Source organism: Streptomyces sp. SLBN-31, assembly GCF_006715395.1.
Lineage (GTDB): Bacteria > Actinomycetota > Actinomycetes > Streptomycetales > Streptomycetaceae > Streptomyces.
On the sequence record NZ_VFNC01000001.1, the window covers coordinates 291,922 to 315,079 of the forward strand.

26 protein-coding genes are annotated in these 23,158 nt (G+C 71.6%); 13 read left to right on the forward strand and 13 right to left on the reverse strand.

Annotation, left to right across the window (positions count from 1 at the left end; translation table 11 throughout):
• Nucleotides 1–61 precede the first annotated feature (61 nt).
• Together FBY22_RS01390 and FBY22_RS01395 are read left to right on the forward strand one after the other, a co-directional pair.
• Nucleotides 62–301, forward strand: a complete 240-nt coding sequence (locus FBY22_RS01390; protein ID WP_058923639.1) for an SCO4848 family membrane protein — start codon at nucleotides 62–64, stop codon at nucleotides 299–301.
• A gap of 61 nt (nucleotides 302–362) precedes the next feature.
• Nucleotides 363–1,658: a metallophosphoesterase gene (locus FBY22_RS01395; protein ID WP_142142059.1), complete on the forward strand. Its 1,296-nt coding sequence runs from the start codon at nucleotides 363–365 to the stop codon at nucleotides 1,656–1,658.
• 128 nt (nucleotides 1,659–1,786) lie between these two features.
• Here the strand turns inward: FBY22_RS01395 and FBY22_RS01400 are convergent, their stop codons facing one another.
• Together FBY22_RS01400 and FBY22_RS01405 are read right to left on the reverse strand one after the other, a co-directional pair.
• The gene (locus tag FBY22_RS01400) at nucleotides 1,787–3,244 is read right to left on the reverse strand and encodes a cell wall metabolism sensor histidine kinase WalK (RefSeq protein WP_142142060.1); all 1,458 of its coding nucleotides are present in this window, start codon (nucleotides 3,242–3,244) and stop codon (nucleotides 1,787–1,789) included.
• Entirely contained in the window at nucleotides 3,241–3,930 is a 690-nt protein-coding gene (locus tag FBY22_RS01405) for a response regulator transcription factor (RefSeq protein ID WP_142142061.1), read from the reverse strand. Before FBY22_RS01405 ends, FBY22_RS01400 begins: the two co-directional genes overlap by 4 nt.
• Nucleotides 3,931–4,104: 174 nt before the next feature.
• Between FBY22_RS01405 and FBY22_RS01410 the strand changes: the two genes are divergently transcribed.
• Nucleotides 4,105–6,507, forward strand: a complete 2,403-nt coding sequence (locus tag FBY22_RS01410; RefSeq protein ID WP_142147266.1) for an MMPL family transporter — start codon at nucleotides 4,105–4,107, stop codon at nucleotides 6,505–6,507.
• 5 nt (nucleotides 6,508–6,512) lie between these two features.
• Here FBY22_RS01410 and FBY22_RS01415 read toward each other — a convergent pair whose 3' ends face one another.
• The 10 genes from FBY22_RS01415 to FBY22_RS01460 form a co-directional block, all read right to left on the reverse strand.
• Nucleotides 6,513–7,247: a TetR family transcriptional regulator gene (locus FBY22_RS01415; RefSeq protein WP_142142062.1), complete on the reverse strand. Its 735-nt coding sequence runs from the start codon at nucleotides 7,245–7,247 to the stop codon at nucleotides 6,513–6,515.
• A 10-nt stretch (nucleotides 7,248–7,257) separates the two neighbouring features.
• Nucleotides 7,258–7,755 (reverse strand): thiol-disulfide oxidoreductase DCC family protein, encoded by a 498-nt coding sequence (locus FBY22_RS01420; protein ID WP_142142063.1) that lies wholly within the window; start codon nucleotides 7,753–7,755, stop codon nucleotides 7,258–7,260.
• Complete coding sequence (locus FBY22_RS01425) at nucleotides 7,752–8,159, reverse strand: hypothetical protein (protein WP_142142064.1); 408 nt, start codon at nucleotides 8,157–8,159, stop codon at nucleotides 7,752–7,754. The genes FBY22_RS01420 and FBY22_RS01425 overlap by 4 nt, the downstream gene beginning before the upstream one ends.
• A gap of 97 nt (nucleotides 8,160–8,256) precedes the next feature.
• Nucleotides 8,257–8,667 (reverse strand): VOC family protein, encoded by a 411-nt coding sequence (locus FBY22_RS01430; RefSeq protein WP_142142065.1) that lies wholly within the window; start codon nucleotides 8,665–8,667, stop codon nucleotides 8,257–8,259.
• Nucleotides 8,668–8,763: 96 nt separating this feature from the next.
• A complete protein-coding gene (locus FBY22_RS01435) occupies nucleotides 8,764–10,050 on the reverse strand; it encodes a M48 family metallopeptidase (protein ID WP_142142066.1) in 1,287 nt (428 codons plus the stop codon).
• 199 nt (nucleotides 10,051–10,249) lie between these two features.
• The gene (locus tag FBY22_RS01440; RefSeq protein WP_142142067.1) at nucleotides 10,250–11,029 is read right to left on the reverse strand and encodes a succinate dehydrogenase iron-sulfur subunit; all 780 of its coding nucleotides are present in this window, start codon (nucleotides 11,027–11,029) and stop codon (nucleotides 10,250–10,252) included.
• Nucleotides 11,029–12,783 carry a succinate dehydrogenase flavoprotein subunit gene (sdhA, locus tag FBY22_RS01445; protein ID WP_142142068.1) on the reverse strand — a complete coding sequence of 585 codons (1,755 nt, stop codon included), beginning with the start codon at nucleotides 12,781–12,783 and terminating at the stop codon, nucleotides 11,029–11,031. The genes FBY22_RS01440 and sdhA overlap by 1 nt, the downstream gene beginning before the upstream one ends.
• 19 nt (nucleotides 12,784–12,802) lie before the next feature.
• A complete protein-coding gene (locus tag FBY22_RS01450) occupies nucleotides 12,803–13,285 on the reverse strand; it encodes a succinate dehydrogenase hydrophobic membrane anchor subunit (protein ID WP_058923626.1) in 483 nt (160 codons plus the stop codon).
• A 5-nt stretch (nucleotides 13,286–13,290) separates the two neighbouring features.
• Nucleotides 13,291–13,671 (reverse strand): succinate dehydrogenase, cytochrome b556 subunit, encoded by a 381-nt coding sequence (gene sdhC, locus FBY22_RS01455; protein ID WP_142142069.1) that lies wholly within the window; start codon nucleotides 13,669–13,671, stop codon nucleotides 13,291–13,293.
• A gap of 252 nt (nucleotides 13,672–13,923) precedes the next feature.
• Nucleotides 13,924–14,436 (reverse strand): 2-oxo-4-hydroxy-4-carboxy-5-ureidoimidazoline decarboxylase, encoded by a 513-nt coding sequence (locus FBY22_RS01460; RefSeq protein ID WP_142142070.1) that lies wholly within the window; start codon nucleotides 14,434–14,436, stop codon nucleotides 13,924–13,926.
• Between the two features lie 155 nt (nucleotides 14,437–14,591).
• Between FBY22_RS01460 and FBY22_RS01465 the strand changes: the two genes are divergently transcribed.
• The 3 genes from FBY22_RS01465 to FBY22_RS01475 all read left to right on the forward strand — a co-directional run bounded on the left by FBY22_RS01465 (nucleotide 14,592) and on the right by FBY22_RS01475 (nucleotide 17,510).
• On the forward strand, nucleotides 14,592–16,244 hold the full coding sequence (locus FBY22_RS01465) for a glycoside hydrolase family 20 protein (protein ID WP_174267063.1): 1,653 nt from the start codon (nucleotides 14,592–14,594) through the stop codon (nucleotides 16,242–16,244).
• 92 nt (nucleotides 16,245–16,336) lie between these two features.
• Nucleotides 16,337–16,837 (forward strand): hypothetical protein, encoded by a 501-nt coding sequence (locus tag FBY22_RS01470; RefSeq protein WP_142142071.1) that lies wholly within the window; start codon nucleotides 16,337–16,339, stop codon nucleotides 16,835–16,837.
• Between the two features lie 106 nt (nucleotides 16,838–16,943).
• Complete coding sequence (locus tag FBY22_RS01475; protein WP_142142072.1) at nucleotides 16,944–17,510, forward strand: hypothetical protein; 567 nt, start codon at nucleotides 16,944–16,946, stop codon at nucleotides 17,508–17,510.
• Nucleotides 17,511–17,517: 7 nt separating this feature from the next.
• On the opposite strand, the gene FBY22_RS01480 is transcribed toward FBY22_RS01475, so the two are convergent.
• Entirely contained in the window at nucleotides 17,518–17,979 is a 462-nt protein-coding gene (locus FBY22_RS01480) for a DUF1877 family protein (RefSeq protein ID WP_142142073.1), read from the reverse strand.
• A gap of 167 nt (nucleotides 17,980–18,146) precedes the next feature.
• Between FBY22_RS01480 and FBY22_RS01485 the strand changes: the two genes are divergently transcribed.
• The 7 genes from FBY22_RS01485 (at nucleotide 18,147) to FBY22_RS01510 (ending at nucleotide 23,129) form a co-directional block, all read left to right on the forward strand.
• Complete coding sequence (locus FBY22_RS01485; RefSeq protein ID WP_142142074.1) at nucleotides 18,147–18,542, forward strand: hypothetical protein; 396 nt, start codon at nucleotides 18,147–18,149, stop codon at nucleotides 18,540–18,542.
• A 293-nt stretch (nucleotides 18,543–18,835) separates the two neighbouring features.
• Nucleotides 18,836–19,267 carry a hypothetical protein gene (locus FBY22_RS01490; RefSeq protein WP_142142075.1) on the forward strand — a complete coding sequence of 144 codons (432 nt, stop codon included), beginning with the start codon at nucleotides 18,836–18,838 and terminating at the stop codon, nucleotides 19,265–19,267.
• 162 nt (nucleotides 19,268–19,429) lie between these two features.
• On the forward strand, nucleotides 19,430–20,047 hold the full coding sequence (locus FBY22_RS01495; RefSeq protein WP_174267064.1) for an RNA polymerase sigma factor: 618 nt from the start codon (nucleotides 19,430–19,432) through the stop codon (nucleotides 20,045–20,047).
• Complete coding sequence (locus tag FBY22_RS43805) at nucleotides 20,044–20,205, forward strand: hypothetical protein (RefSeq protein ID WP_160159851.1); 162 nt, start codon at nucleotides 20,044–20,046, stop codon at nucleotides 20,203–20,205. Before FBY22_RS01495 ends, FBY22_RS43805 begins: the two co-directional genes overlap by 4 nt.
• Nucleotides 20,198–21,004, forward strand: a complete 807-nt coding sequence (locus FBY22_RS01500; RefSeq protein ID WP_142142077.1) for a hypothetical protein — start codon at nucleotides 20,198–20,200, stop codon at nucleotides 21,002–21,004. The genes FBY22_RS43805 and FBY22_RS01500 overlap by 8 nt, the downstream gene beginning before the upstream one ends.
• Before the next feature lie 353 nt (nucleotides 21,005–21,357).
• Entirely contained in the window at nucleotides 21,358–22,020 is a 663-nt protein-coding gene (locus FBY22_RS01505; RefSeq protein WP_142142078.1) for an RNA polymerase sigma factor, read from the forward strand.
• Nucleotides 22,020–23,129, forward strand: coding sequence for a hypothetical protein (locus FBY22_RS01510; RefSeq protein ID WP_142142079.1), 1,110 nt, complete (start codon nucleotides 22,020–22,022; stop codon nucleotides 23,127–23,129). The genes FBY22_RS01505 and FBY22_RS01510 overlap by 1 nt, the downstream gene beginning before the upstream one ends.
• Nucleotides 23,130–23,158 lie beyond the last annotated feature (29 nt).

The window sequence follows — 23,158 nt, forward strand, 5'->3', positions numbered from 1 at the left end:
AGTCCCGCCGCCCTCCCCACCCCGGGCGCGGGGCACAAGTGGCGGCGGCGATACTGAACGCATGAAGCTCAGCCGCCCTGTCTCCTGGTTCCTGCTCGCCTTCGGGGTGTGGAGCTGGGTCATCTGGGTCACTTTCGTGAAAAATCTCATCAAGGACGGCAGCGGGCTCGCGTTCGACGACGGCCACCCGACGGCGTACTTCTGGGTCCATCTGACGCTGGCGGTCGTCTCCTTCGTATTGGGGACGGTCATCGGCGGCATCGGGTTGCGTGGGCTGCGCGCATTGCGCCGCACTTCATAACCGGACGGACGCCGAAGAACCGGCAGGAACCGACACAACAGACTGCGGGGTACACGGCACAGTGGTCATCGTCTTCGCTCTGCTCGCGCTCGGCGTCCTGGTGGGGGCCAACTGGTACCTGTGGCGCCGCCTGTTCCGCGACACGACGCGGGGCGCGGGCTTCGCACGCCGGGCGGGCGCGGCGCTGATCGCGGGCGGCTGGGCGCTGGCGGTCGGCGCGATCGTGGCCGAGCGGGCCGGGGCGCCCTTCTGGCTCCAGCAGGTGCTGGCCTGGCCGGGCTTCCTGTGGCTGGCGCTCTCCGTCTACCTGCTGCTCGCGGTCGTCGCGGGCGAGGTCGTACGGCCGCTGCTGCGGCGGCTCCTGGAGTGGCGGGCGCACGCGTCGGCCGCCGCGCCCGCGGACGCCGAGCCGGTGCCGGCGGGCGCCGTCGTGTCACGGGCGCCGGCGGCCGAAGGGGCGCGCGCATCGGATCCCGCGCCGGAGCGCGAGCCCGCACAGCCCGGGGCGGAACCCGGGAGCGCTCTTGCGGTTGCCGACCCCTCCCGCCGCCTGTTCGTCTCCCGTGTCGTGGCCGGTGCCGCCGCCGCGGCGGCCGTGGGGACCGTCGGCTACGGCACCTACGGTGTGCTGCGCGGGCCGCGCGTCAAGCGGGTCACGGTGCCGCTGGCCAAGCTGCCGCGCGCGGCGCACGGATACCGCATCGCGGTGGTCAGCGACATCCACCTGGGGCCGATCCTGGGCCGGGGCTTCGCGCAGCAGGTCGTCGACACGATCAACTCCACGCAGCCCGACATCGTCGCGGTCGTCGGCGACCTGGTCGACGGCAGCGTCAAGAACCTGGGACCGGCGGCCGCCCCGTTGCGGCAGCTGCGCGCGCCCTCCTACTTCGTCACCGGCAACCACGAGTACTACTCCGGCGCCGAGCAGTGGGTCGAGGAGGTGCGCCGGCTCGGACTGCGCCCGCTGGAGAACGCCCGCACCGAACTGCCGTACTTCGACCTGGCCGGCGTCAACGACATCGCGGGCGAGAGCGAGGGACAGGGCCCCGACTTCGGCAGGGCGCTCGGCGACCGGGACACGGCACGCGCGTGCGTGCTCCTCGCCCACCAGCCCGTCCAGATCCACGAGGCCGTCAGGCACCACGTCGACCTCCAGCTCTCCGGCCACACCCACGGCGGCCAGCTCTGGCCCGGCAACTTCCTGGCGGCGGCCGCGAACCCCACCGTCGCGGGCCTGGAGCGCTACGGCGACACCCAGCTCTACGTCAGCCGGGGCGCCGGTGCCTGGGGCCCGCCCACGCGCGTGGGCGCCCCGTCGGACATCACCGTGATCGAGCTGGCCTCCACGCGCGCGTGAGGGGGCGGCCCGCCGCGAAGAACCCGCTCTCACGCCGTACGCCGACGTCGGCGGCAGCCAGTACCTGGACGACGGCACGGGCGTCTACCGGCTGTGGAGCCTGAACTGGATCTGACGCCGTACGGGGACTACGGCGTCGCGGAGGCCGTCCGCGTCGGCAGCGTGACCGTGACCGCGAGACCCTCCCCGGGCGCCGTGCGCACCGCCACCTCACCGCCGTGGGCGTGCACGACCCCCTGCACGATGGCCAGTCCGAGACCGCTGCCCGCGCCTCCACCGGCCCGGAAGAACCGGTCGAAGACCCGCGCCGCGTCGTCCTCGCACAGCCCCGGACCGTCGTCCGCGACACTCAGCCGCACCACGCCGTCCTCCCGCCGCACGCCCAACCGCACCGGCACCTCGGCCGGTGTGTGCGTGCGGACGTTGCCCACGAGATTGCCGAGCACCTGCCTGAGCCCCGACTCGTCCGCACGCACCAGCACGGAGCCGTCGGCGGCGACCTCGACGGGCCGGTCCGGCTGCTGCGCCCGCAGGTCCTGGGCGGCGTCCCGCACCAGACGGCTGATGTCGACGTTGCGAAAGCGCAGTTCGGGCTGCTGGTCCAGACGGGCCAGCGTCAACAGCTCGTCCACCAGCCGCCCCATGCGGTCGGTCTCGGCGAGCACCCGCTCCCAGGCCCGCTTCCGCTCGTCCGGATCGCTGAGCATCCCCTTGTCGTACAGCTGCAGATAGCCGCGTATCGCCGACAGCGGGGTGCGCAGCTCGTGCGAGGCGTCGGCGACGAAACGGCGCAGCTGGGCCGCGCTGTCCTCACGGGTCCGGTACGCCGACTCCACCTGGTGCAGCATGGAGTTGAGGGCCAGGCGCAGCTGCTCGACCTCCTGAGTGGGGTGGTGGCTGGAGGGCACCCGCCGGGTCAGGTCGCCCTCGGCTATGGCCGACGACGTCTCCACCATGTCCTCCAGCGGCCGCATCCGCCGCCGCACACTGAACAGCGTCAGACAGGCCAGCAGGGCGAGCAGCAGGGTGCCGATGGTCAGGTCGAGTTTGAGGGCCTTCAGCATGCCCCGGTGCAGGGCGTCGGTGGAGCTGGCCAGCAGGATGTAGGTGCCGTCGGACAGTTGTGTCGCCGTGACCCGGTACGGCGCGCCGTGCACGCTGACGTCCTGCGGCCGGGTGTGCCCCATCAGGGTGTGCGGGTCGCCGACCGCCCGGCTCAGACTGCGCTGCGCCTCGGTGGGCTTGAAGCCGAGAATGCTGGCTACGTGGCCGTCGGCGCCGACGGCGGCGTAGATCGTGTCCGGGGCCGCGCGCTCGTCGGTCTGCTGGGGGGCGAGCCGGTCGTGGACGAAGCCCAGCACGCTGAGCGAGTCGATCTGCCGCAGCGTCAGCTGCGAACCGCCCAGCGACTCCCGGGTCTTGGTCAGCTCGGTGTCGACCTGGTCGAGCAGGTAGTACCGCATGCCCATCAGGCTGACGGCGGTCGCCGCGACGATGCCGAGCGCGAGCAGCGCGACATTGGTCAGCGTGAGCTTGGCGCGCAGCGAGTGGATGCCCCGTTCGCAGTTCAGCCAGCGGGCCTTCATGCCAGCCCGTATCCCACACCACGCCGCGTGGTGATCACCGGTGGCCCCAGGGCGTCCAGTTTGCGGCGCAGATAGCTGATGTAGGTCTCCACCACGGTCGACTCGGGCGGGGTGTGCTCGTACTGCCAGACGTGCCGCAGCAGTTGCTCCTTGGGCACGATCCGGCCGCCGTTGCGCACCAGGAACCGCAGCAGCGCGTACTCGGTGGGGGTGAGTTCGACGCTGCGGCCCGCGCGGTGGACGCTATACGTCGTCTCGTCCAGCTCCAGGTCGCCGTAGCGCAGCGGCGGCCGCTGCGGCAGGACGTCGGCCGGCCGGGTGCGCCGCAGCACCGCCGTGATCCGGGCGACGACCTCGTCGATGTTGAACGGCTTGGTGATGTAGTCGTCGCCGAAGCCGAGGGCGCCGACGACCTCGGCGGGCGAGTCCCGCGCGGTGAGGAAGACCAGGGCCAGGTCCGGCCTGCGGTCGCGCAGTTCGCGGCCCAGCGCGCGCCCGTCCCCGTCCGGGAGCATGACGTCGAGCAGCGCCGCGTCCGGCCGGGTGCGCTCGGCGAGCGCGAGGGCCTCGCGGACGGTGCCCGCGACCATCACCTCGAAGCGGTGGTAGCGAAGGGCGATGGCGAGAACGTCCGCGATGCTCGGTTCGTCCTCCACCACCAGCACGGTGCCTGGAGCCGTCGTCATGCCCCCAGTATCGGGCGGGCCACTGACAGTCGGGGCCCGAACCGTCTTTGGAATTCCTTGAGAGTCATGGCCGAATCCCTCCACGCGCGCGTGGAGGTCCCGATGCTGTTGCGCAGGACCTGGGGGACCGACCGACGACCGGATGACGACGAAGGAGCTTTGATCGTGGCGGCATTGGCACGGTGGTGCTACCGGCACCGGCTGGTGGTCCTGTTGCTGTGGGTGGGGGCGCTGTTCGGCCTGGGATTCTCGGCCTCGACGGCGGGAACGAACTACGCGAACGTCTTCTCCCTCCCCGACACGGACTCCAAGAGCGCGTACGACCTGATGCAGAAGGCCTTCCCGAACACCTCGGGCGACACCGACACCGTGGTGTGGAAGGTCGACAAGGGGTCCGTGAGGGACAAGGCGGTCCAGGACCGCATCCGGCCGGCCCTCGACAAGGTCGCGGGGATGACCGGCGTCGGCGCGGTCACCAGCCCCTACGCCGGCCCCCGGGGCGCGGCACAGATCAGCCGCGACGGCACCATCGCCTACGCCCAGCTGACCTTCGCCAAGCGCGCCAACGAGGTGCCCAAGGACCTCGTCCAGAACGTCCTCGACACCGCGCAGGCGGCGCGGACGAGCGGTCTGCACGTGGAGCTGGGCGGCCAGGCCATCCAGCGTGTCCAGGAGCCGCCCCAGGGCCTGTCGGAGATGGTCGGCATCGTCGCGGCGGCGGTCGTGCTGTTCCTGGCCTTCGGCTCGCTGTTCGCGATGCTGCTGCCGATCGCCATCGCCGTCTTCGGCGTCGGCATGGGCCTGTTCTCCACCCAACTGCTCAGCCACAGCACGGACATCCCCGACATCGCCCCGCTGCTCGCCTCCCTGATCGGCCTCGGCGTCGGCATCGACTACGCGCTCTTCATCGTCACCCGGCACCGGCGCGGCATCCTGCGCGGCATGGACCCCGAGGAGTCGGCCGTCACCGCCCTCAACACCTCCGGCCGCGCGGTGCTGTTCGCGGGCGGCACGGTCTGCATCGCGCTCGCCGGCATGCTCGTCACCCGGCTGCGCTTCCTCGACGGCGTGGTCATCGGCACCTCGCTGACGGTCGTACTGAGCGTGCTGGCCGCCACGACCCTGCTGCCGGCCCTGCTCGGCTTCCTGGGCCCGCGTGTCCTCAGCCGCCGCCAGCGCCGCCGCCTCGCCGCCGACGGCCCCGAGAAGGAGCACGCGAGCGGGCTCTCCGCCCGCTGGTCGGCGAATGTCCAAAAGCGGCCCCGCAGGATCGCCGCGCTCGCCCTGATCGTCATGGCCGTCCTCGCCGTTCCCGTCCTCTCGCTCCGCCTGGGCGCCACCGACCAGGGCAACGACCAGGCGTCGACGACCACCAGGAAGGCGTACGACCTGCTGGCCGAGGGCTTCGGGCCCGGCTTCAACGGGCCGCTTCAGGTGGTCACCGTGGGCGGCGACGCGACCGCGCTGGTCAAGGACATCCGGGCGACCCCCGGCGTGGCGCAGGCGGCCGCGCTGCCGCCCGCGAAGGGCGTGACCGTGATCCAGGTCGTGCCGACGACGTCCCCGCAGTCCAAGCAGACCGACGACCTCATCGACACCCTGCGCGACCGGGTGATCCCGCGGGCCGGGGCCCAGGCGCACGTGGGCGGTGTGACGGCCGTGTCGAAGGACTTCGCGTCCGTGACGGGCGACCGACTGCCGCTGTTCATCGCGACCATCATCGGCCTGGGCTTCCTGCTCCTGCTGGTCGCCTTCCGCTCCCTGGTCGTGCCGCTGACGGCGGCCCTGATGAACCTCATCGCGGCGGCGGCCTCCTTCGGCGTCCTGGTCGCGATCTTCCAGTGGGGCTGGGGCCTGGACCTGCTGAACCTCGGCAAGGAGGGCCCGATCAACGCGTTCCTGCCGGTGATCATGCTGTCCCTGCTCTTCGGCCTCTCCATGGACTACCAGGTGTTCCTGGTGAGCCGCATGCACGAGGAGTGGGTGCACACGAGGGACAACGCGCGCGCGGTGCGCGTGGGCCTCGCGGAGACCAGCCGCGTCATCAACTCCGCCGCCCTGATCATGGTCTGCGTGTTCCTCGCCTTCGTCCTGAGCGGTGACTCGGGCGCGGCGATGGCGGGCGTGGGCCTCGCGGCGGCGGTCGCCCTCGACGCCTTCGTCCTGCGTACGGCGCTGGTGCCGGCCGCGATGCATCTGCTGGGCGACTCCAACTGGTGGCTGCCGGCGTGGCTGGACAAGCGGCTGCCGCACCTGGCGGTGGAGCCGAAGGACGAGTCGGAAACGATGGCCGGGGACGGGCCGGCGTCGGCGGTCCACGGCTTTGTCCGCGGCGCCGACGGCGAGCCGGTGGACGGCGCCTCGGTGACGCTGCTGTCGAAGGGCGGACGTCAGCTGGACCGCGTGCGGTCACTGGCGGACGGCTCCTACATCCTGTCCGTACCGGGGTCGGGCACCTACCTGCTGACGGTCACGGCACCGTCGTACGGGACGCGGGCGCAGCAGGTCGTGGTCGGGGCCGGGCCCCTGGTGTACGACGTCGAGCTCGCCGAGGGCGAGGTGGACGCGGTCAACTGACCGCGTTAGGACTTGCCGGGAGTGGGCAGCACCCTGGTCATCCCCGGCAGGAAGTCCGTGAACAGCTCGTGCACCTCCCGCACCAGCGGGCGCAGCACCCGGAAGCGGGCCAGCGACACGCCCCGGGCGGTCAGCCGCGCCCCCCGTTCGGCCAGCCGGTAGCTGCGCTGCCGGCCGTCCGTCCGGTCGAAGATCCAGTACAGCACGAGGCCCATCTGGGAGAGCCACATCAACTCGGGCAGCACGTCCCGCAGTTCCTCCGGGACCTTCGTCTTCGTCGCCCCCGCGAGCACCTCCCGGTGGACGGAGATCGCCTCCTCGCGCGCGTGCTCCGACTCCGGGGAGAAGGGGCTGAGCGGGCTGTCCGGGTCGGCGGCGTTCTTGAAGAACTGGACGGCGAACTCGTGGTACGGCGTCGCGATGTCCAGCCACAGCTTCAGCACGCCCGCCAGCCGCGCCTCCAGTTCCGTCTCCCGGTCCAGGACCTCCCGGATCGCCGTCCGGTGCTCGGCGGCGAGACGGTCGTAGAAGCCCTGGATCAGGTGTTCCTTGCCGGCGAAGTAGTAGTACGCGTTGCCCACGGAGACGCCGGCCTCCTGGGCGATCGCCCGCATCGTCGTCTTGTCGTAGCCGCGCTCCTGGAAGAGCCGCATGGCGGTTTCCAGGATCAGGGCGCGGGTCTGCTCGGACTTGGTGGTCGGCGCGGTGCCCTCGTAGGGGCTGTCGTTCTTCGCAGGCACGGACGAGAGCCTACGGGGTGGGGCAGGTGCCGTCGCCGCAGCCCGGGGCGGCGTGGGTCCAGCCGTGCGCCGGGTCGTAGGACCAGCCGTCCGTCCGCCCGTACACCTGACCGCCCCACTGCTTGCGGCCCTGCCCCCACTGCGAGCCCCGCCACTTCGCCGCGGCCAGCGCCGCCCCCTTGGCGAACGGCGCGCCTGCCGGGGTGCTGAGCCGGTGCGCGAGCGGCCGGTGCTCGCGCAGGGCCCACAGGGTGACGATCCAGGCGGCGGCGCCCCGGTAGACCTGACCCGCGTCGCCCACGACGGTGATGTCGTCGAGGGTGGCCCGGTGGTCGAGGTCCGGATAGCGCCGCCGGGCCCTTTCCGAGTTCGCGGGCACGAGCTCCAGCGGCACCAGTTGCGGCTGCCGGCTCAGCCAGTCCCGAAGGTACGCGCACAGCGAGCAGTCGGAGTCGTACAGGACGGTCAGCCGGCGGACCGGGACTCGGCCCGCCGAGGTGCCGCTCATGCCCCGGCCTGAGGGGCGACCCAGTCCTGCGGGCGGACCGGCGGAACCTGCTCGCGCTCCAGCACCCCGCGCCGCCGGATCTTGTTGAGGACGTACACGTTGCCCAGGTGCATCACGCCGAGCACCAGCAGCACCACGCCCAGCTTGGTCGACAGGGCCTCGAAGATCCCCCGGGTGTCCTCGATGGTCTGGTCGCCGCTCAGGTAGAGGGCGACGAAGCCGAGGTTGACGAGGTAGAAGCCGACCACCAGGAGGTGGTTCACGGCGTCGGCGAGCTGTTCGTTGCCGTGCAGCACGTCGGCGAGGAAGATCCGCCCGTTGCGGCTGAGCGTGCGGGCCACCCAGATGGTGAGCGCGACGCTGACCAGCAGGTAGATGACGTAGGCGATGACCGTACGGTCCATGCTCCACCCCTTCTTGAACGCGTTCAAAACGCTGACAAGGGTGAACTGTAGACCTCTTTTTGAACGTGTTCAACAGGGGTGGGAGGTGAAGTGCGGATCACGGCCTGCGGCCCAGCTCCGGCCGCTTGGTGTAATCCGTGAAACCGATGACGTTCCCCCACGGATCGGCGATCTCCACGGTCCAGCCGGTGACCGCGGAGAACGGCTCGTCCAGCGGTGCGATGCCGGCCCCGGCGAGGGCGCGCGCCGCCGCCCGCGCGTCCGGCACCTCCACCCACAGCCGCGGGGACGGCCACGGCGGCGGTCGGTGCCCGAGCCCCTCCTCCTGGCGCAGCAGGATCCCGGGCGTCTCGCCCCCGACCTTCAGCAGCGCGATCCCGGCCTCGTCGAACCGGAACCCCAGCGCGAACCCGGCACGTTCGTAGAAGTCGACCGCCCCGCCGAGGTCGCCGACGGGCAGCAGGACGTTGTCGAACCCGAGCAGTTCGTACGACTCGTCATCTGACATAACGTCACGATAGGTGCCGATCCGCCCGGAACCCGTGATTGTCAGTGGCGGCCCGTACCGGATCCGAGGATCCTGAGCCCGTTGTGGCCGTCCCGACTACGCGTCCTTGACGATCTTCAGTGCCAGGGCCGACCGCGCCTCGGCCAGTTCGGCGGTGATGCGTTCGGAACGGGCGGCGTCGGTCGTCACCACAGGGGGCACGGGCGTGACCCGGAGCAGGAGGCCGCGGCGCAGGTGGGTCGGTGGGTGCTCCGCGTCGACGCTGTGGCCGTGCCGCTCGCCGACCCGGCGGATGCGCTCGTACTCGGACTCCGGGATCGAATCCATGTGGTCGGTCAGTGCCTCCCACAGCCCCTGGGCGTCCTCCGCGGTGATCCGCCCCGGCCTGCGCATCCGACGGCCGTTGACCTCGCGGGACAGGGTGGTGCCGATCGAGTCGGTGACGAGGAGGCGGTCCATCAGTCCCACCGCGGCCTCGGTGGACGCCGCACGGGCGGCCGCCGCGTCGGCGAGGTACTCGCTGCGCTGGGAGTCGCGCGCGGTCAGCAGTTCCAGCAGCGCCAGCAGGCCCATGACCAACCGGCGGGGCACCAGGTACACGAGGTTGACGAGCGCCTCGGTGAAGGTCGGCCGCGGGGTCGGGGCGAGGTAGTAGTGCCATGTCCCCAGGGACCTGTAGGCGGTCCCCACGACCGTGCCGTGACGGGTGTCCCCGTTGGTGAAGTGGCCGAGTTCATGCCCCAGGAGGGCGATCCGCTGCTGCCACGTCAGGACCTCCCACAGCGGCAGGCCCAGCGTCAGCAGCCGGCGGCGCAGGCCGAGCTGGGTCACGCTCGCGTTGGCCTGCGTGTCGACGACCACCGTGTCCACGCCCCGGGTGCCCACGGCGGCGGCGACCTCGTCGATCAGGGCGTACAGCTCGGGCGCGTCCCTCCGTGACAGGACCCGCGCGTCGGAGTGCAGCCGGTTCAGCCTCGGCCGGAGCGGCCACGCCAGCGCCAGCAGGAACAGGCCGCCCACGACACCCAGGCCGCCCCAGCCCGCGACCAGCAGCCAGAGCCCGCCCACGACCAGGGTGGCGGTCACCGCGTGCACCACGAGGGCGATCGCGTAGGCGACGACGCCCGCCTTCGTACGACGTCCCGGGCGCTGCTGTGCCTCGGCGGCGCCGAGGTCGGCGAAGAGCTGCTCCCCGTACTGCTGAGCCAGCCGCCTGCGCAGCCGCCGCAGCCGGCCCTTGTCCTCGGACGCGCCGTCCGGCCGCCCGCCCGGCTCCAGGTTCCAGTCACAGGCCGTGCACCACACGGTGAACCTGCGATCCGCCCGGATCTCCGTCCCGCACTGCGGGCATGGCCGCACCGTCAGTTCCTCGGCAGCACGCATCGACGCGCTCTCCCCCTCCCGGCAGCCGCTCCCCAGAGGCTGCTGTGTACATGTCCGGAGAAGCTGATCACGTCGGCGAGCAGCAGTAAAGCGCTGCGCGGAGGCTGCTTCAGGGCCGTACGAGACCGCGCATACGACGAAGGCCCCGTCCCGGCGCGAAGCCGGGAACGGGGCCCACGTCACCGCGGGAGTGCGGAGGTCAGAAGCGGCGCGTGATCAGCGCTCGCTTCACCTCCTGGATCGCCTTGGTGACCTCGATACCGCGCGGGCAGGCGTCCGTGCAGTTGAAGGTCGTGCGGCAGCGCCAGACGCCGTCGCGGTCATTGAGGATCTCCAGGCGCTGCTCGCCCGCCTCGTCACGCGAGTCGAAGATGAAGCGGTGCGCGTTGACGATGGCGGCCGGGCCGAAGTACTGGCCGTCGTTCCAGAAGACCGGGCAGGACGACGTGCACGCGGCGCACAGGATGCACTTCGTGGTGTCGTCGAAGCGCTCGCGGTCCTCGGCCGTCTGCAGCCGCTCCCGCGTGGGCTCGTTCGTGTCCTTCGTGATGAGGAAGGGCATGACGTCCCGGTACGCCTGGAAGAACGGCTCCATGTCGACCACGAGGTCCTTCAGGACCGTGAGGCCCTTGATGGGCTCGACCGTGATCGGCTTCTCGGGGTTGATGTCCTTGATGAGGGTCTTGCAGGCAAGACGGTTCTTGCCGTTGATCCTCATCGCGTCCGAGCCGCAGATGCCGTGGGCGCAGGAGCGGCGGAAGGTCAGCGTGCCGTCCAGGTCCCACTTGATCTTGTGGAGGCCGTCGAGGACGCGCTCCTTGGGGTCGATCTCCAGCTGGAAGTCTTCCCAGACCGCTTCCGCCGAGACCTCGGAGTTGAAGCGGCGGATGCGGAAGGTGACCGTGATGTACGGAGAGTCGGCGAAACCGGGCTCGGGCCGGCCGGCCGCGTCCGCCTTCTCCAGGGTCGGGGTTGCCATCAGTACTTACGCTCCATCGGCTGGTAGCGGGTCTGGACGACCGGCTTGTAGTCGAGACGGATGGACTCGGTGCCGTCGTCGCCCACCTCGCGGTACGCCATGGTGTGGCGCATGAAGTTGACGTCGTCGCGGTTGGGGTAGTCCTCGCGGTAGTGACCGCCGCGGGACTCCTTGCGGGCCAGCGCGGAGACGGCCATGACCTCGGCCAGGTCGAGCAGGTTGCCCAGCTCGATGGCCTCCAGCAGGTCGGTGTTGAACCGCTTGCCCTTGTCCTGGATCGAGACGTTCTTGTAGCGCTCGCGCAGCTCGGCGATCTTCTCGACGGCCGTCTTGATCGTCTGCTCGGTGCGGAACACCATGACGTTGGCGTCCATGGTCTCCTGCAGCTCCCTGCGGAGCACGGACACCCGCTCGGTGCCGGTGGACGAGCGCAGCGCCTCGACCTGCCCGATCACCAGCTCCGCCGGGTTCTCCGGCAGCTCCACGTAGTCGGCCTTCTGGCTGTACTCCGCCGCGGCGATGCCGGCCCGGCGGCCGAAGACGTTGATGTCCAGCAGCGAGTTCGTGCCCAGACGGTTGGCGCCGTGCACGGACACGCAGGCGACCTCACCGGCGGCGTACAGACCGGGGACGACGGTGGTGTTGTCGGCCAGGACCTCACCCTCGACGTTCGTCGGGATGCCGCCCATGGCGTAGTGCGCGGTGGGCTGGATCGGGATCGGGTCCGTGTACGGCTCGATGCCCAGGTACGTCCGTGCGAACTCCGTGATGTCGGGCAGCTTGGCGTCCAGCTGCTCCGGCGGGAGGTGCGTGAGGTCGAGGTAGACGTGGTCGCCCTCGGGACCGCAGCCGCGGCCCTCACGGATCTCCGTGTAGATGGAGCGCGAGACGACGTCACGGGACGCGAGGTCCTTCATGACCGGCGCGTACTTCTCCATGAAGCGCTCGCCGTCCTTGTTGCGCAGGATGCCGCCCTCACCGCGGGCGCCCTCCGTCAGCAGGATGCCCATGCGCCAGATGCCGGTCGGGTGGAACTGGAAGAACTCCATGTCCTCCAGCGGGATGCCCCGCCGGTAGACGGCCGCCTGGCCGTCACCCGTCAGCGTGTGCGCGTTCGACGTCACCTTGAAGAACTTGCCGCAGCCGCCGGACGCGTAGATCACGGCCTTCGCCTGGAAGACGTGGATCTCGCCGGTCGCCAGCTCGTACGCCACGACACCGGCCGAACGCTTGACGCCGTCGACCTCGGTGATCAACTGGTCCAGGACGTAGAACTCGTTGAAGAACTCCACGCCCTCCTTGACGCAGTTCTGGTACAGCGTCTGGAGGATCATGTGGCCGGTGCGGTCGGCCGCGTAGCAGGAGCGGCGGACGGGCGCCTCACCGTGGTTGCGGGAGTGACCACCGAAGCGCCGCTGGTCGATCGTGCCGTTCGGGGTGCGGTTGAACGGCAGGCCCATCTTCTCCAGGTCGAGGACGGAGTCGATGGCCTCCTTCGCCAGGATCTCGGCGGCGTCCTGGTCGACCAGGTAGTCACCGCCCTTGACCGTGTCGAAGGTGTGCCACTCCCAGTTGTCCTCCTCCACGTTCGCCAGCGCGGCGGCCATGCCGCCCTGCGCGGCTCCCGTGTGGGAGCGGGTGGGGTAGAGCTTGGTCAGCACGGCGGTGCGGCTGCGCTTCGTCGACTCGATGGCGGCGCGCATACCGGCGCCACCGGCGCCGACGATGACGGTGTCGTACTTGTGGATCTTCATGATTCTCGCAGCCCCGTGCCTAGCGGATGTTCGGGTCGAAGGTGAAGATCACCAGCGTGCCCAGCAGGATGGTGAACACCGTGGCGGTGTAGAGCAGGCCCTTGAGCCACAGCCGGGTGTTCGCGCGCTCCGCGTAGTCGTTGATGACCGTACGCAGGCCGTTGGCGCCGTGCAGCATCGCGAGCCAGAGCATCAGCAGGTCCCAGACCTGCCAGAACGGCGAGGCCCAGCGGCCGGCCACGAAGGCGAAGCCGATCTTCGACACGCCGCCGTCCAGGACGAGCTGGATCAGCAGGTGGCCCAGGACCAAAACGACCAGCACGATGCCGGACAGCCGCATGAACAGCCAGCCGTACATCTCGAAGTTGCCCCGGGTGGACTTCGGGGACTTCTTGGTGCGCTTGCGCGGGGCCTCGATGAGGGGTGCCGGGTTGTCGACGTTGTAGAGGGACTCGCCCTCGACCGGGCCGACGCCGGAAGCGGTGGATTCGGTGGTGGCCATGGGTGTCAGCTCCCGAAGAGTTCACGAGCGGCGTGGCCGAGGACGGGGTAGATCGCCCCGACCATCAGCACGACCCAGACGCCCACGACGGACCAGAGCATCTGCTTCTGGTAGCGCGGCCCCTTCGACCAGAAGTCGACGGCGATGACGCGCAGGCCGTTGAGCGCGTGGAAGAGGATGGCGGCGACGAGGCCGTACTCCAGCACAGCCACGATCGGGGTCTTGTACGTGGCCACGACCTTGTCGTAGGCCTCGGGAGACACACGGACGAGAGCGGTGTCCAGCACGTGAACGAACAGGAAGAAGAAGATGAGGACGCCGGTGACTCGGTGAGCCACCCAGGACCACATTCCTTCCCGGCCGCGGTACAGCGTTCCAGCCGGCACGGAAGTCCCTCCGGGAGCGGGGATTGGGGCCGCGCCGGCTTTGCCTGTCGGTCGGGCCCGGCCGGGTACGGTCCACCGGCCCCCAGCATCCTAACGACGGTTGTCTGCGGCGCTTACGCCGGGCCTACCGGTGTGATCAATGTGGCACGCGGATGGGGTAGCGCCGCGGCTTGTGGGGTGGGGTGTCCCGTTATCGGCCGGGTGCGGGTGCGTGGTGGCCGGTCGCGCCCGCGAGGCGGTAGCCGCACATGGTCACAGCCCCGCGCCCCTGAGCAGGGCGCCGAGTCGTTCCCTTGCGAGGCGGCGGAGTTCTTCTGCCGCGACGACCCGTTCGTCCTCCGGATCGTTCGTCAAACGTGACCGGATTCCTTCCAGGACGTGGTCCAGGGCCTCGGTCGGGGGGATGCCGTCCAGGCAGATCACGAACGCGTGTCCGAATTTCGACTCGTACGCGGCGTGGGCGGCGCTCATCGCCATGTGGGCGGCCGAATACGCGCCGTCGGGCAGCGTCGGCAGCGCCTCGGCCGCCAGCGCCTCCGTCAGATCGCCCGGGGACAGGTCGTACGCGGCCTCGTCCGACGCGGCCAGCAGGGATGCGACGTCGGGGTAGGGGCGATGGGCCGAGACACGGTCCGCCCAGCGGTGGCTGCGCATGCAGTCCAGGAGGAGTTTGTGGACCTCGTCGACGGGGGCCGAGTTGAAGGCGTCGAGGACAGCGGGCAGTGTCGGTATGGCCGGTCGGCCTGGAAGGTGTGTGGGCGTCACGTGTGTTTCGACAGAGGAAGCTGTGAGGGATGTTGCGTCACGGTATCGAGGACGCTCCTGATGTGTCCGACGGATGCGCGAATTTCACCCGCAGGGGAGAGGTTCGGAACGCACGGTGGACGCATGCGTCCGTCCGAGGGACTTAGGTTGGCGCTGTGAGTCAGCACAGGCGCCGGCGTCCGGCGAGGAATGTGAAGACGGGGATCGTGGTCGGTGCGGCCGTGGCCGTGACGGTCGGCGCCGGTGTGAGCCTGGGGCTGTGGGCCTCCGGGGACGACGGCGGGTCGGCGCAGGAGCGGGCGAGTTCCTCCAGCGGGACGTCGGAGGGCACGGCGAGCGCCGGGCGGGGGGCCGGCCCGACGCCGAGTCCGACCCGGTCGTATCCCCTCTCGCAGGCGCCGCGCACCATTCCCGCCGTCCGCTCCCACACGGCCGCCCACGGGCCGGGCTGGCGGCCGGCGCGTGGTGAGCGGGTGGTGGTCGCCGACGCCAGGCTCGCCGACGAGGGCCGGCTGATCGCCTCGGAGCTGGGGCTGACGTACGCCGGTGAGCGCAAGGACGTGCGGGCCGGGGACCTGCGGCTGGCGGTGAACGGTGGCGCGGGCGCGAACCCGGAGTCGTACACCATGACCGTGCGCGGCGGAACGGTGAGCATCAGCGGGCCCACGGACGCCGGGGTCTTCTACGGCACCCGGACGCTGAAGCAGGAGGTGCACGGCGGGGGGACGGCGCCCGAGGGGGTCGTGAAGGACCAGCCGGCCAAGGCCGTGCGCGGGTTCATGCTCGACATCGCGCGCAAGAACTTCACCGCCAAGTGGATCGAGGACCGGGTCCGCGAGCTGGGGGATCTGAAGTTCAACGAGCTCGGGCTGCACTTCTCCGACGACCAGGGCTTCCGCATCGAGTCCGACACCCACCCCGAGATCGTCTCGCAGCAGCACCTGACCAAGGCCGAGGTGAAGCGGATCGTCGCGCTCGCTCAGGCCCGGCACATCACCGTCGTCCCCGAGATCGACTCGCCCGGGCATCTGGGTGCCGTCATCGCCGCCCACCCCGATCTGCAGCTGCGCAACACGAGTGGGGTGGCGGCGCGCGGTGCCGTCGACATCTCGAAGCCGGCCGCGGCCAAGATCGTCGACGACCTGCTGAACGAGTACGCCGGTCTCTTCCCGGGCGGGCAGTGGAACCTGGGCGGCGACGAGTACCAGGCGCTGATGGTGTCGAACCCGCAGGCCTCCTATCCGCAGCTGGCCGCGGCGGCGCGGCGGAAGTACGGCTCCGGCGGGACGGTCTCCGACCTGACCACCGGGTGGCTCAATGACCGCGCCGCCACCGTGCGGGCCCACGGCAGGACCATGCGGGCCTGGAACGACGGGTTCCTCGCCGCGAGCTCGGTGCAGCCCGCCAAGGACCTGCGGGTCGGGTACTGGACCGGCAAGGAGTACGGGGCCCGGCAGCCGGTGGCCTATCTGGCCGCGGGGCGCAAGCTCGTCAACTACAACGACGAGTTCCTCTACTACGTCCTCGGGCAGCCGAACAACTTCGTCTACCCGACCGGGCAGCGGATCTACGAGCAGTGGACTCCGCGGGTCGTCCGGGGCACGGTCTCTGTGCCGGCCCGCTACGACGGGCAGATCCTCGGCGGCACCTTCGCCGTGTGGTGCGATCTTTCGGGCTCGCAGACGCAGGCCCAGGTCGCGGCCGGGATCCGGATGCCGCTGCGGGCCACCGTCCAGAAACTGTGGGACCCGGGGCGGCCCGCGCTGTCCTGGGCCCAGTTCAAGGCGCTCGCCGGCCGACTGGGCTGATCGGCGGCCTTTTGTCCCATACGGCTGCGAACGGCCGTACGACTGTGGTGTATTCGGCGCGAGCCGAAGCCGAGATGTCGTGGGGACGGGACATGGGCTACTGGGGGTACTTCGTCGTGGGATGCGGCGAGCGGCCGCTCGCCGAGTTCGACGCGCTGGCCGGTGTCGAGGAGGGCATGGAGCTGCGGGCCGAGGCGCCCGGCGGCTGGCAGGTCTGGGAGTTCCCGAGCGGGGACGGCGAGGTGGGGAGCATGAACGTCCTCGCCGCACAGACCGGCGCCCCCGCCCTGTTCGGATACGTGATGAACAGCGACTGCGTGGTCGTCGAGGCGGCGGCGCCGGAGAGCGGGGCGTGGACCACGTGTCTGGCCCGGTCCGCGATGGCCGGACACCTCGGCGGGGAGGGGCTGACGTTGGAGGACTACTTCCTGGACCCCCGCGACGCCGCCGAGCGGGCCGTCGCCTGGGCCGCGGAGGCGGGCCGCGAGGCCGACGCCGAAGCACTGGCCGAGGTGCTGAGCGCCGATCCCGACCCGTTGGCCGAAAACCTCTTCTTCCGGTTGCTCGACCGCCTCGGCGTGGTGCCGCTGTGACACTCCCGAGCCGTCGCACGCAGTAAGGGGAAGTGTGGGCTCCGTTAAGGATGGTGCCCGGTGAAGCCGTGCGAGACCTGCACGGGGCCCGCAGAGGGAGGCGTGGATGAGCCTGGTGGAGTTGATCGCTCAGGCCGACGAGCGCGGACTGGCCGCCAGTGGGCTGGCTTGTTTGGACCGGTGCGTGCCGCTCCTGGGCGGCGACGACGAGGTGCTGCGCCCCCTGTGGGCGAGCCTCTCCGACGCCGGTGACGCCGCCGACTGGGGTGAACTGCTGGAACAGGTGCGCGGCAAGCTCGGCGGGGCCGAGGAGTACGCCGGGTCCACGGAGGACGAGGCGGCGCTGCTGGCCCGCCGGATGCTGGCGGCCGCGCCGGTCGACCCGTCGGCGGCCGAGGTGCGGGTATGGGCCGACGCGTGTTCCGTCGCCGCGCTGCAGATACACCGGCTGCTCGATCCCCTGGAGGACGAGCAGGCTTCCGTCGACGCCCGTCGGGAAGGGCGTACCGAGGGCATGTCACCGCTGGTCGCCGCCGAGCTGCGGCGGCAGGTGACCGTGCTCGAGGTGCTCGCGGGGCACGGCGCGGCGGGGCTGCGGCGGGCGCTGGAGGTGTCCGTCGAGGGGCGGCGGGTGCTGCGTGCGGTCGTGTCGCGCAGGGCGCGCCAGAGGTAGTGCCGGGTCAGCGCAGCAGGCACTTCACCACCGCATCGCCGTACTGGGCGGTCCGGCTGTAGAACGCCGTCAGGTCGCGGTGCGTCGCCGCGAAGACGGTGTGGAGTTCTTCCTCCAGGTCGCCGTCGACGTGGTCCGGCAGGAGTTCTTCGCGGGCCGGCCGCCACAGCTCCTCGAAGTCCGCCGACGTCAGGAACGTGGCCACCCGGCCGACCTGGGCCGCCGTCAGCATCAGGAACGGGGGGTTGTCGGGGACGGGATGGTTCACCGGTCTGCCTCCCAGGACCACCGGAGCGCCGGCGTAGAGGAGGTCGTGGTCCAGGTAGCCGTTGTCCAGCACCTCCTCGCGGTGCCGGCCGATGCGTTCGCGTACGGCGTTCCAGTCGTCCTCGAACAGCCGTCGCATCCAGTTCGCGCTGTTGCGCAGTGCCGGGGGCGGCACCGCGCGCAGATGGAAGTACATGCTCATCAGTCAGTTGAGCGCATACGGGTGCCCGGACGTCACTCCGGGGCAAACCTCCCAGGTGAGGGAGGTCTGTGACCGTCGTGCGGCGGAGCTGGGGCGGTCCTGCGCCGGTCTCGCGGGATCCCCCGATCCGGCGTGACACAGCACACGCTGCACCCGCTCATGTCTGTGTGACTACCTTCCAGGAGACCAGGCCGAACGCGGCGACGAAGCCCGTCCGGTGGGCGGCGGACACGGTGGCGGCGATGCGCGAGGGGGCGCGGCTGCGCCTCGACTACTCGGCGCAGAGCCTGTGGCGCGTCGACCGGATGATCGAGGACATACGCCGGGAGGACGCGCCGTACGAGGCCGTGGACAAGACGCTGCGCGGCTTCGGCGCCTACGCCGGTGAGGTCGTCGTCCGGGAGACCGGCGCCGAGTGGTGGGCGAGCGGGGGCGAGCACTGGATCAGGACCCCGGACGGCCGGCTGTGGGATCCCATCGACGAGGCACGGCGCTGCTTCCACGGCGACGGGTCGCTGCGTCTGCTGTGCCGGGAGGCGACGGCGGCGAGAACCCCGCAGTAGGAGACGCGACCGTTTCCACGTGGGCGGGAACGCGGACCGGGCGCCCACTCAGCAGGTGCGCGGGAGCGGACGCCCGAACCGGTGGACACGGCTCCTTGAGGCAGACCAGGCCGTCCGTCGTGACCGCCGGGCGGCCGCTGGTGCCGGGCTCCGGCCGAACATCACCGGCCGAAAAGGTTGTACGCGCCCGCGATTTTCTTTTGTGGCGATCGACACCCCCGAACCCCGTGATGTTCCGGGGGCGCCGGCCGCTGGGTCAGCCGGGAGCGTCGATCTGGAGGGGGAACCGGCTCATGGCAGAGGACCACGCGCGCGAACCGCGCGCCGAGGAGATGCGGGCCCGTGCGGCCGCCTTCGTCGCCCACGTGACCGCGCGCAACCGGCTGCCGCTGGACTATTCCGAGCGCAGCCTGCGGGTCGTCGACTTCATGGTCGACGGCCTGCGCAAGGGCGGCGCCGATCCCGACCGGGCCCGGGGCACACTGACCGCCCTCGGCGCCTACGCAGGCGAGGTGCTCGTCCGGCGCGCCGGCGCGGTCTGGGTGGACTGCGACGCGTCCCAGCGGGCGTGCTTCGGCCAGCCGGTGGCCGTCCGCATGCCGGACGGACGGGTCTGGAACCCCCTCGGCAAGGTCCGCAACCGCTTCGAGACGGGCGCCCCCGAGGAATCGCTCCAGCTCTTCTACCTCAGACTGCACGGGAGGGCGCGCCGGGTCGCCGCCTGAGCGCACGACCTCAGCCGGGCCCGACACGCCCGGGAACCGATGTGCTGTGACACTTCTGTGACGCGTGGCGCTGTTGACCGTGAAGGCGTGCGCACGGACGGAGGTGGCGCACGGCCGGGCCCGGCAGGGCCCGCTTCGCACTCGTACGAACGAGGACAGTTGTTGGGCCAGGGACGGGAACCCCGCCGCGTACAGGCGTACGACGCGGAGCTGGGCGCGGCCGTCGCGCGGGCCCAGGAAGGCGACGAGGCCGCGTTCGCGGTCGCGTACCGGATCGTGCAGCCCGGACTGCTCGGCTACCTCCGCGGGATCGTCGGCGACGACGCCGAGGACGTGGCCTCCGACGCCTGGCTGGAGATCGCCCGGGACCTCGGCAGGTTCCAGGGCGACGGCCAGGGCTTCCGCGGCTGGACGGCGACCATCGCCCGGCACCGCGCACTGGACCACCTGCGACGGCAGAAGGTACGGCCCCGGTCCTCGGCGCTGGAACAGGACGTACTGGAGCTGCCCGGCCGGCACACCACCCATGAGCAGGCCCTGGAGGCGCTCTCCACCGCGCGCGCCCTGGACCTCGTCCGCAGCCTGCCCCGGGACCAGGCGGAGGCCGTGCTGTTGCGGGTCGTCGTCGGCCTCGACGGGCCCGCCGCGGCCCGCGTCCTCGGCAAGCGCCCCGGGGCCGTGCGCACCGCCGCGCACCGGGGCCTGAAGCGCCTGGCCGCCCGGCTGGGCGACACGGGTGTGACGAATGACGACCCCCGGACGCTGGGTGAGTCGAAATGAACGGCAGCCGAGGCGGACACGTCAACAACGGCGTGGGAGCCGGCGCGGGCCGGGACACGGAGGGCGGCAGAGCCGCCGAGGGCAGCGGGACGGACGACGACCGCCGGCTGCCGGACAGCAGTGGGTCGTCGGACACGGATGGATACGGACATGGGTGAACGGCAGGGCGACGGCAGTGGGCACGGCCGTCGGCACGTGCACCCGGGCGACGCGGTGCCGGGCTCCGAGGAGTGGGCCGGCGGCCCGCGGCTGGAGTCGCTGCTCGTCGCCGCCATGCGCTCCGGCGCCCTCGACGCCGAGGCCGAGCAGCGTGCCGTGGCCGCGTTCCGGGAGGCCCGTGACGCGGGCGCGCACCAGGCGCGGACCCGGCGCCGGGACGACTGGCGGCCCAGCGGGCAGCGGCGCACACGCCGTTCCCTGAAGGCCACCCTCGCCCTGTTCCTGGGCGGCCTCACCCTCAGCGGCGCCGCCTACGCGGCGATCGGCACCGCCGGTTCCTCCCACGCCGACCACGACGACCGGCGGCAGGGCCTGCCCTCCGCCGCCTCGGACGCGCCCGCGGCCACCCCCTCCGACGGCTCCGCCACGCCCGGCGCGGCCGGCGGCTCGCACCACCCGGAGACGGCGAAGGACCTCGACGCCCACTGCCGGGCCTACGAGAACGTGGGCGGCAACGGCAAGGCGCTCGCCTCCACGGCCTGGCAGCGGCTGGTCGCCGACGCGGGCGGCGAGCGGAACGTCGCCGCGTACTGCGCCAAGCGGCTGGGACGGGACACGGCCACGGGCAGGCCCGACCGGACGGCGACACCGAAGACCCCGAAGAAGACCGCCACGACCGACCCCCAGAACACCGGCGACTCCGCCAACTCCGGGGGTTCCGGCAACTCCGGCGGTTCGGGCAACTCCGGGAGCACCGGGAACACGGCGGCCGACGGCAACGCCGTCAAGAACCCCTGACCTCACCGGCCCGCGACACCGGGCCCGCTCCACCCGTCGGCACCGGCCTCGACTCGGCTTGCGGCACCGAAGCAACGGCCGGGGCCGCCACCCCCCACAGGAGAGGCCCCGGCCGTCGCGCGGTCGGGCCGCGCGGCCCGTACTCCCTACAGCGCCGTGAGTGCGGTTTCTGTCACACCCCGCATGTGTTCCGCCGCATCACAAGGTGGTTGCACCTTGTGCGGACATGGACGAGCAACGGTTTCAGGTCGTAACGTGCCTTTCGCGCCGGACTCGGATGTCGGATGACCGCCCATCGACGGCGGCCTCGACGCCGTGACCAACGGCCGGCCCTTCGACTGAGGAACAAACGGGTGCTGGGGGACGACGCGGAGCTGACCGCCGCGGTGCTTGCGGCACAGGACGGGAACGAGACCGCGTTCCGGACTGTGTACCGAACCGTGCACCCACGCCTGCTCGGCTACGTCCGCACCCTCGTCGGGGACCCGGACGCCGAGGACGTCGCCTCCGAGGCCTGGCTGCAGATCGCCCGTGACCTGGACCGGTTCACCGGTGACGCGGACCGCTTCCGCGGCTGGGCGGCCCGGATCGCCCGCAACCGCGCCCTGGACCACATACGGATGCGCGGCCGCCGTCCCGCCATCGGCGGCGACGAGACGGAGCTGACCGGCAAGCCCGCCGAGTCCGACACCGCGGGCGAGGCCATGGAGGCCCTGGCCACCGACCACACCCTCTCCCTGATCGCCCGGCTGCCGCAGGACCAGGCCGAGGCCGTCGTGCTGCGCGTGGTCGTCGGCCTCGACGCCAAGACCGCGGCCGAGACGCTCGGCAAGCGCCCGGGCGCCGTGCGCACGGCGGCGCACCGCGGCCTGAAACGGCTCGCCGAGCTCCTCGGCCAGGATCCGGAATCGGCCGGCGGCCTCGACGGAATGCCGCCCCAGCGAGAACCGCGCGGCCGCGCGGTGACGTCCGCGAGTGTGACGCATATGCGCGCGCGGACGCAGAAGGACTTGTGATGGCCGACGAGCAGTACACGTGGCTGGACCGTGCGACAGCGGAGGCCCTGCTGCGCGGAGAGTCACTGGAAGCTGTCGACGCCGCCGCCCGTGACCAGGCCGAACGGCTCGCGAAGACCCTTGAGGCGCTCACTGCCGAACCCCCGCCGACCAGCGCGGAACTCCCCGGCGAGGCCGCCGCGCTGGCCGCTTTCCGCGCGGCCCGCCAAGCGGCGCCCGCCGAGCGGTCGGCCGCCGGCCACCGCGCCGGTGCCCACGCCTCCGACGCCGGGCTCGTCCGCATCGGCGGACCCGTCCCGGACGGCCGGCGCGCCCGCCGGGGCCGGTCCGCGCGCTTCGCCCTGACGGCCGTACTGGCGACCGGCATGGTCGGCGGAGTCGCCTACGCGGTGACAAGCGGAGTCCTGCCGACGCCGTTCGGCGGCGAGCCCCGCCCCGCCACCTCGGTCACGGCCCCCGCCTCCCCCAGCCCCCTGGTCTCGTCGTCACCGCACGGTCCGGCCGGCAAGCCCTCGCCGGACGGCTCCACCGGCGGCGCCGACCCGGCCACCCCGGGGAACACGCCCGGCGACCGGCCGTCGGCCACGCCCGGGGCCGAGGACGGCGGCTGGTGGCGACGGCAGGCCCCGTCGGCCTGCCGCGACGCGCTGCGCGGCAAGGAACTGACGGGCGACCGCAGGCAGGCACTGGAGAACGCGGCCGGCGGCTACTCGCCCGACCGCGTGCTGAAGTACTGCAGGAACGTCCTCGCCACCCCCGGCGCGGCCGGCGACGGCAAGGGCCACGGCGGCGGCAAGGACGACGGTGGCGACGGCGGCAAGAGCAACGGCAACGGCAACGGCAAGGGCAAGGGCAACGGCAACGGCAAGAGCGGCTCGGGCAAGGGCAAGGGCAACGGGCAGGGCGGCCAGGGCAACCAGAACGGCGGTGGCCAGGGCGGTGACGACGACGGCCACATAGCCCCCGGCGGCAACGGCCACGGCGGCGGCCGGAAGGGCGACGACACCTCCGCCGGCCCGGCGCTGCCCGGACATCTGCTCACGACGCGGGCCCCGACACCGTCACCGGAGCCCACGTACACCGCCCTGACCCCGTCGGACCAGCTCTGAGCTGCGGTTTCGCACGCGGAAGATTTTTC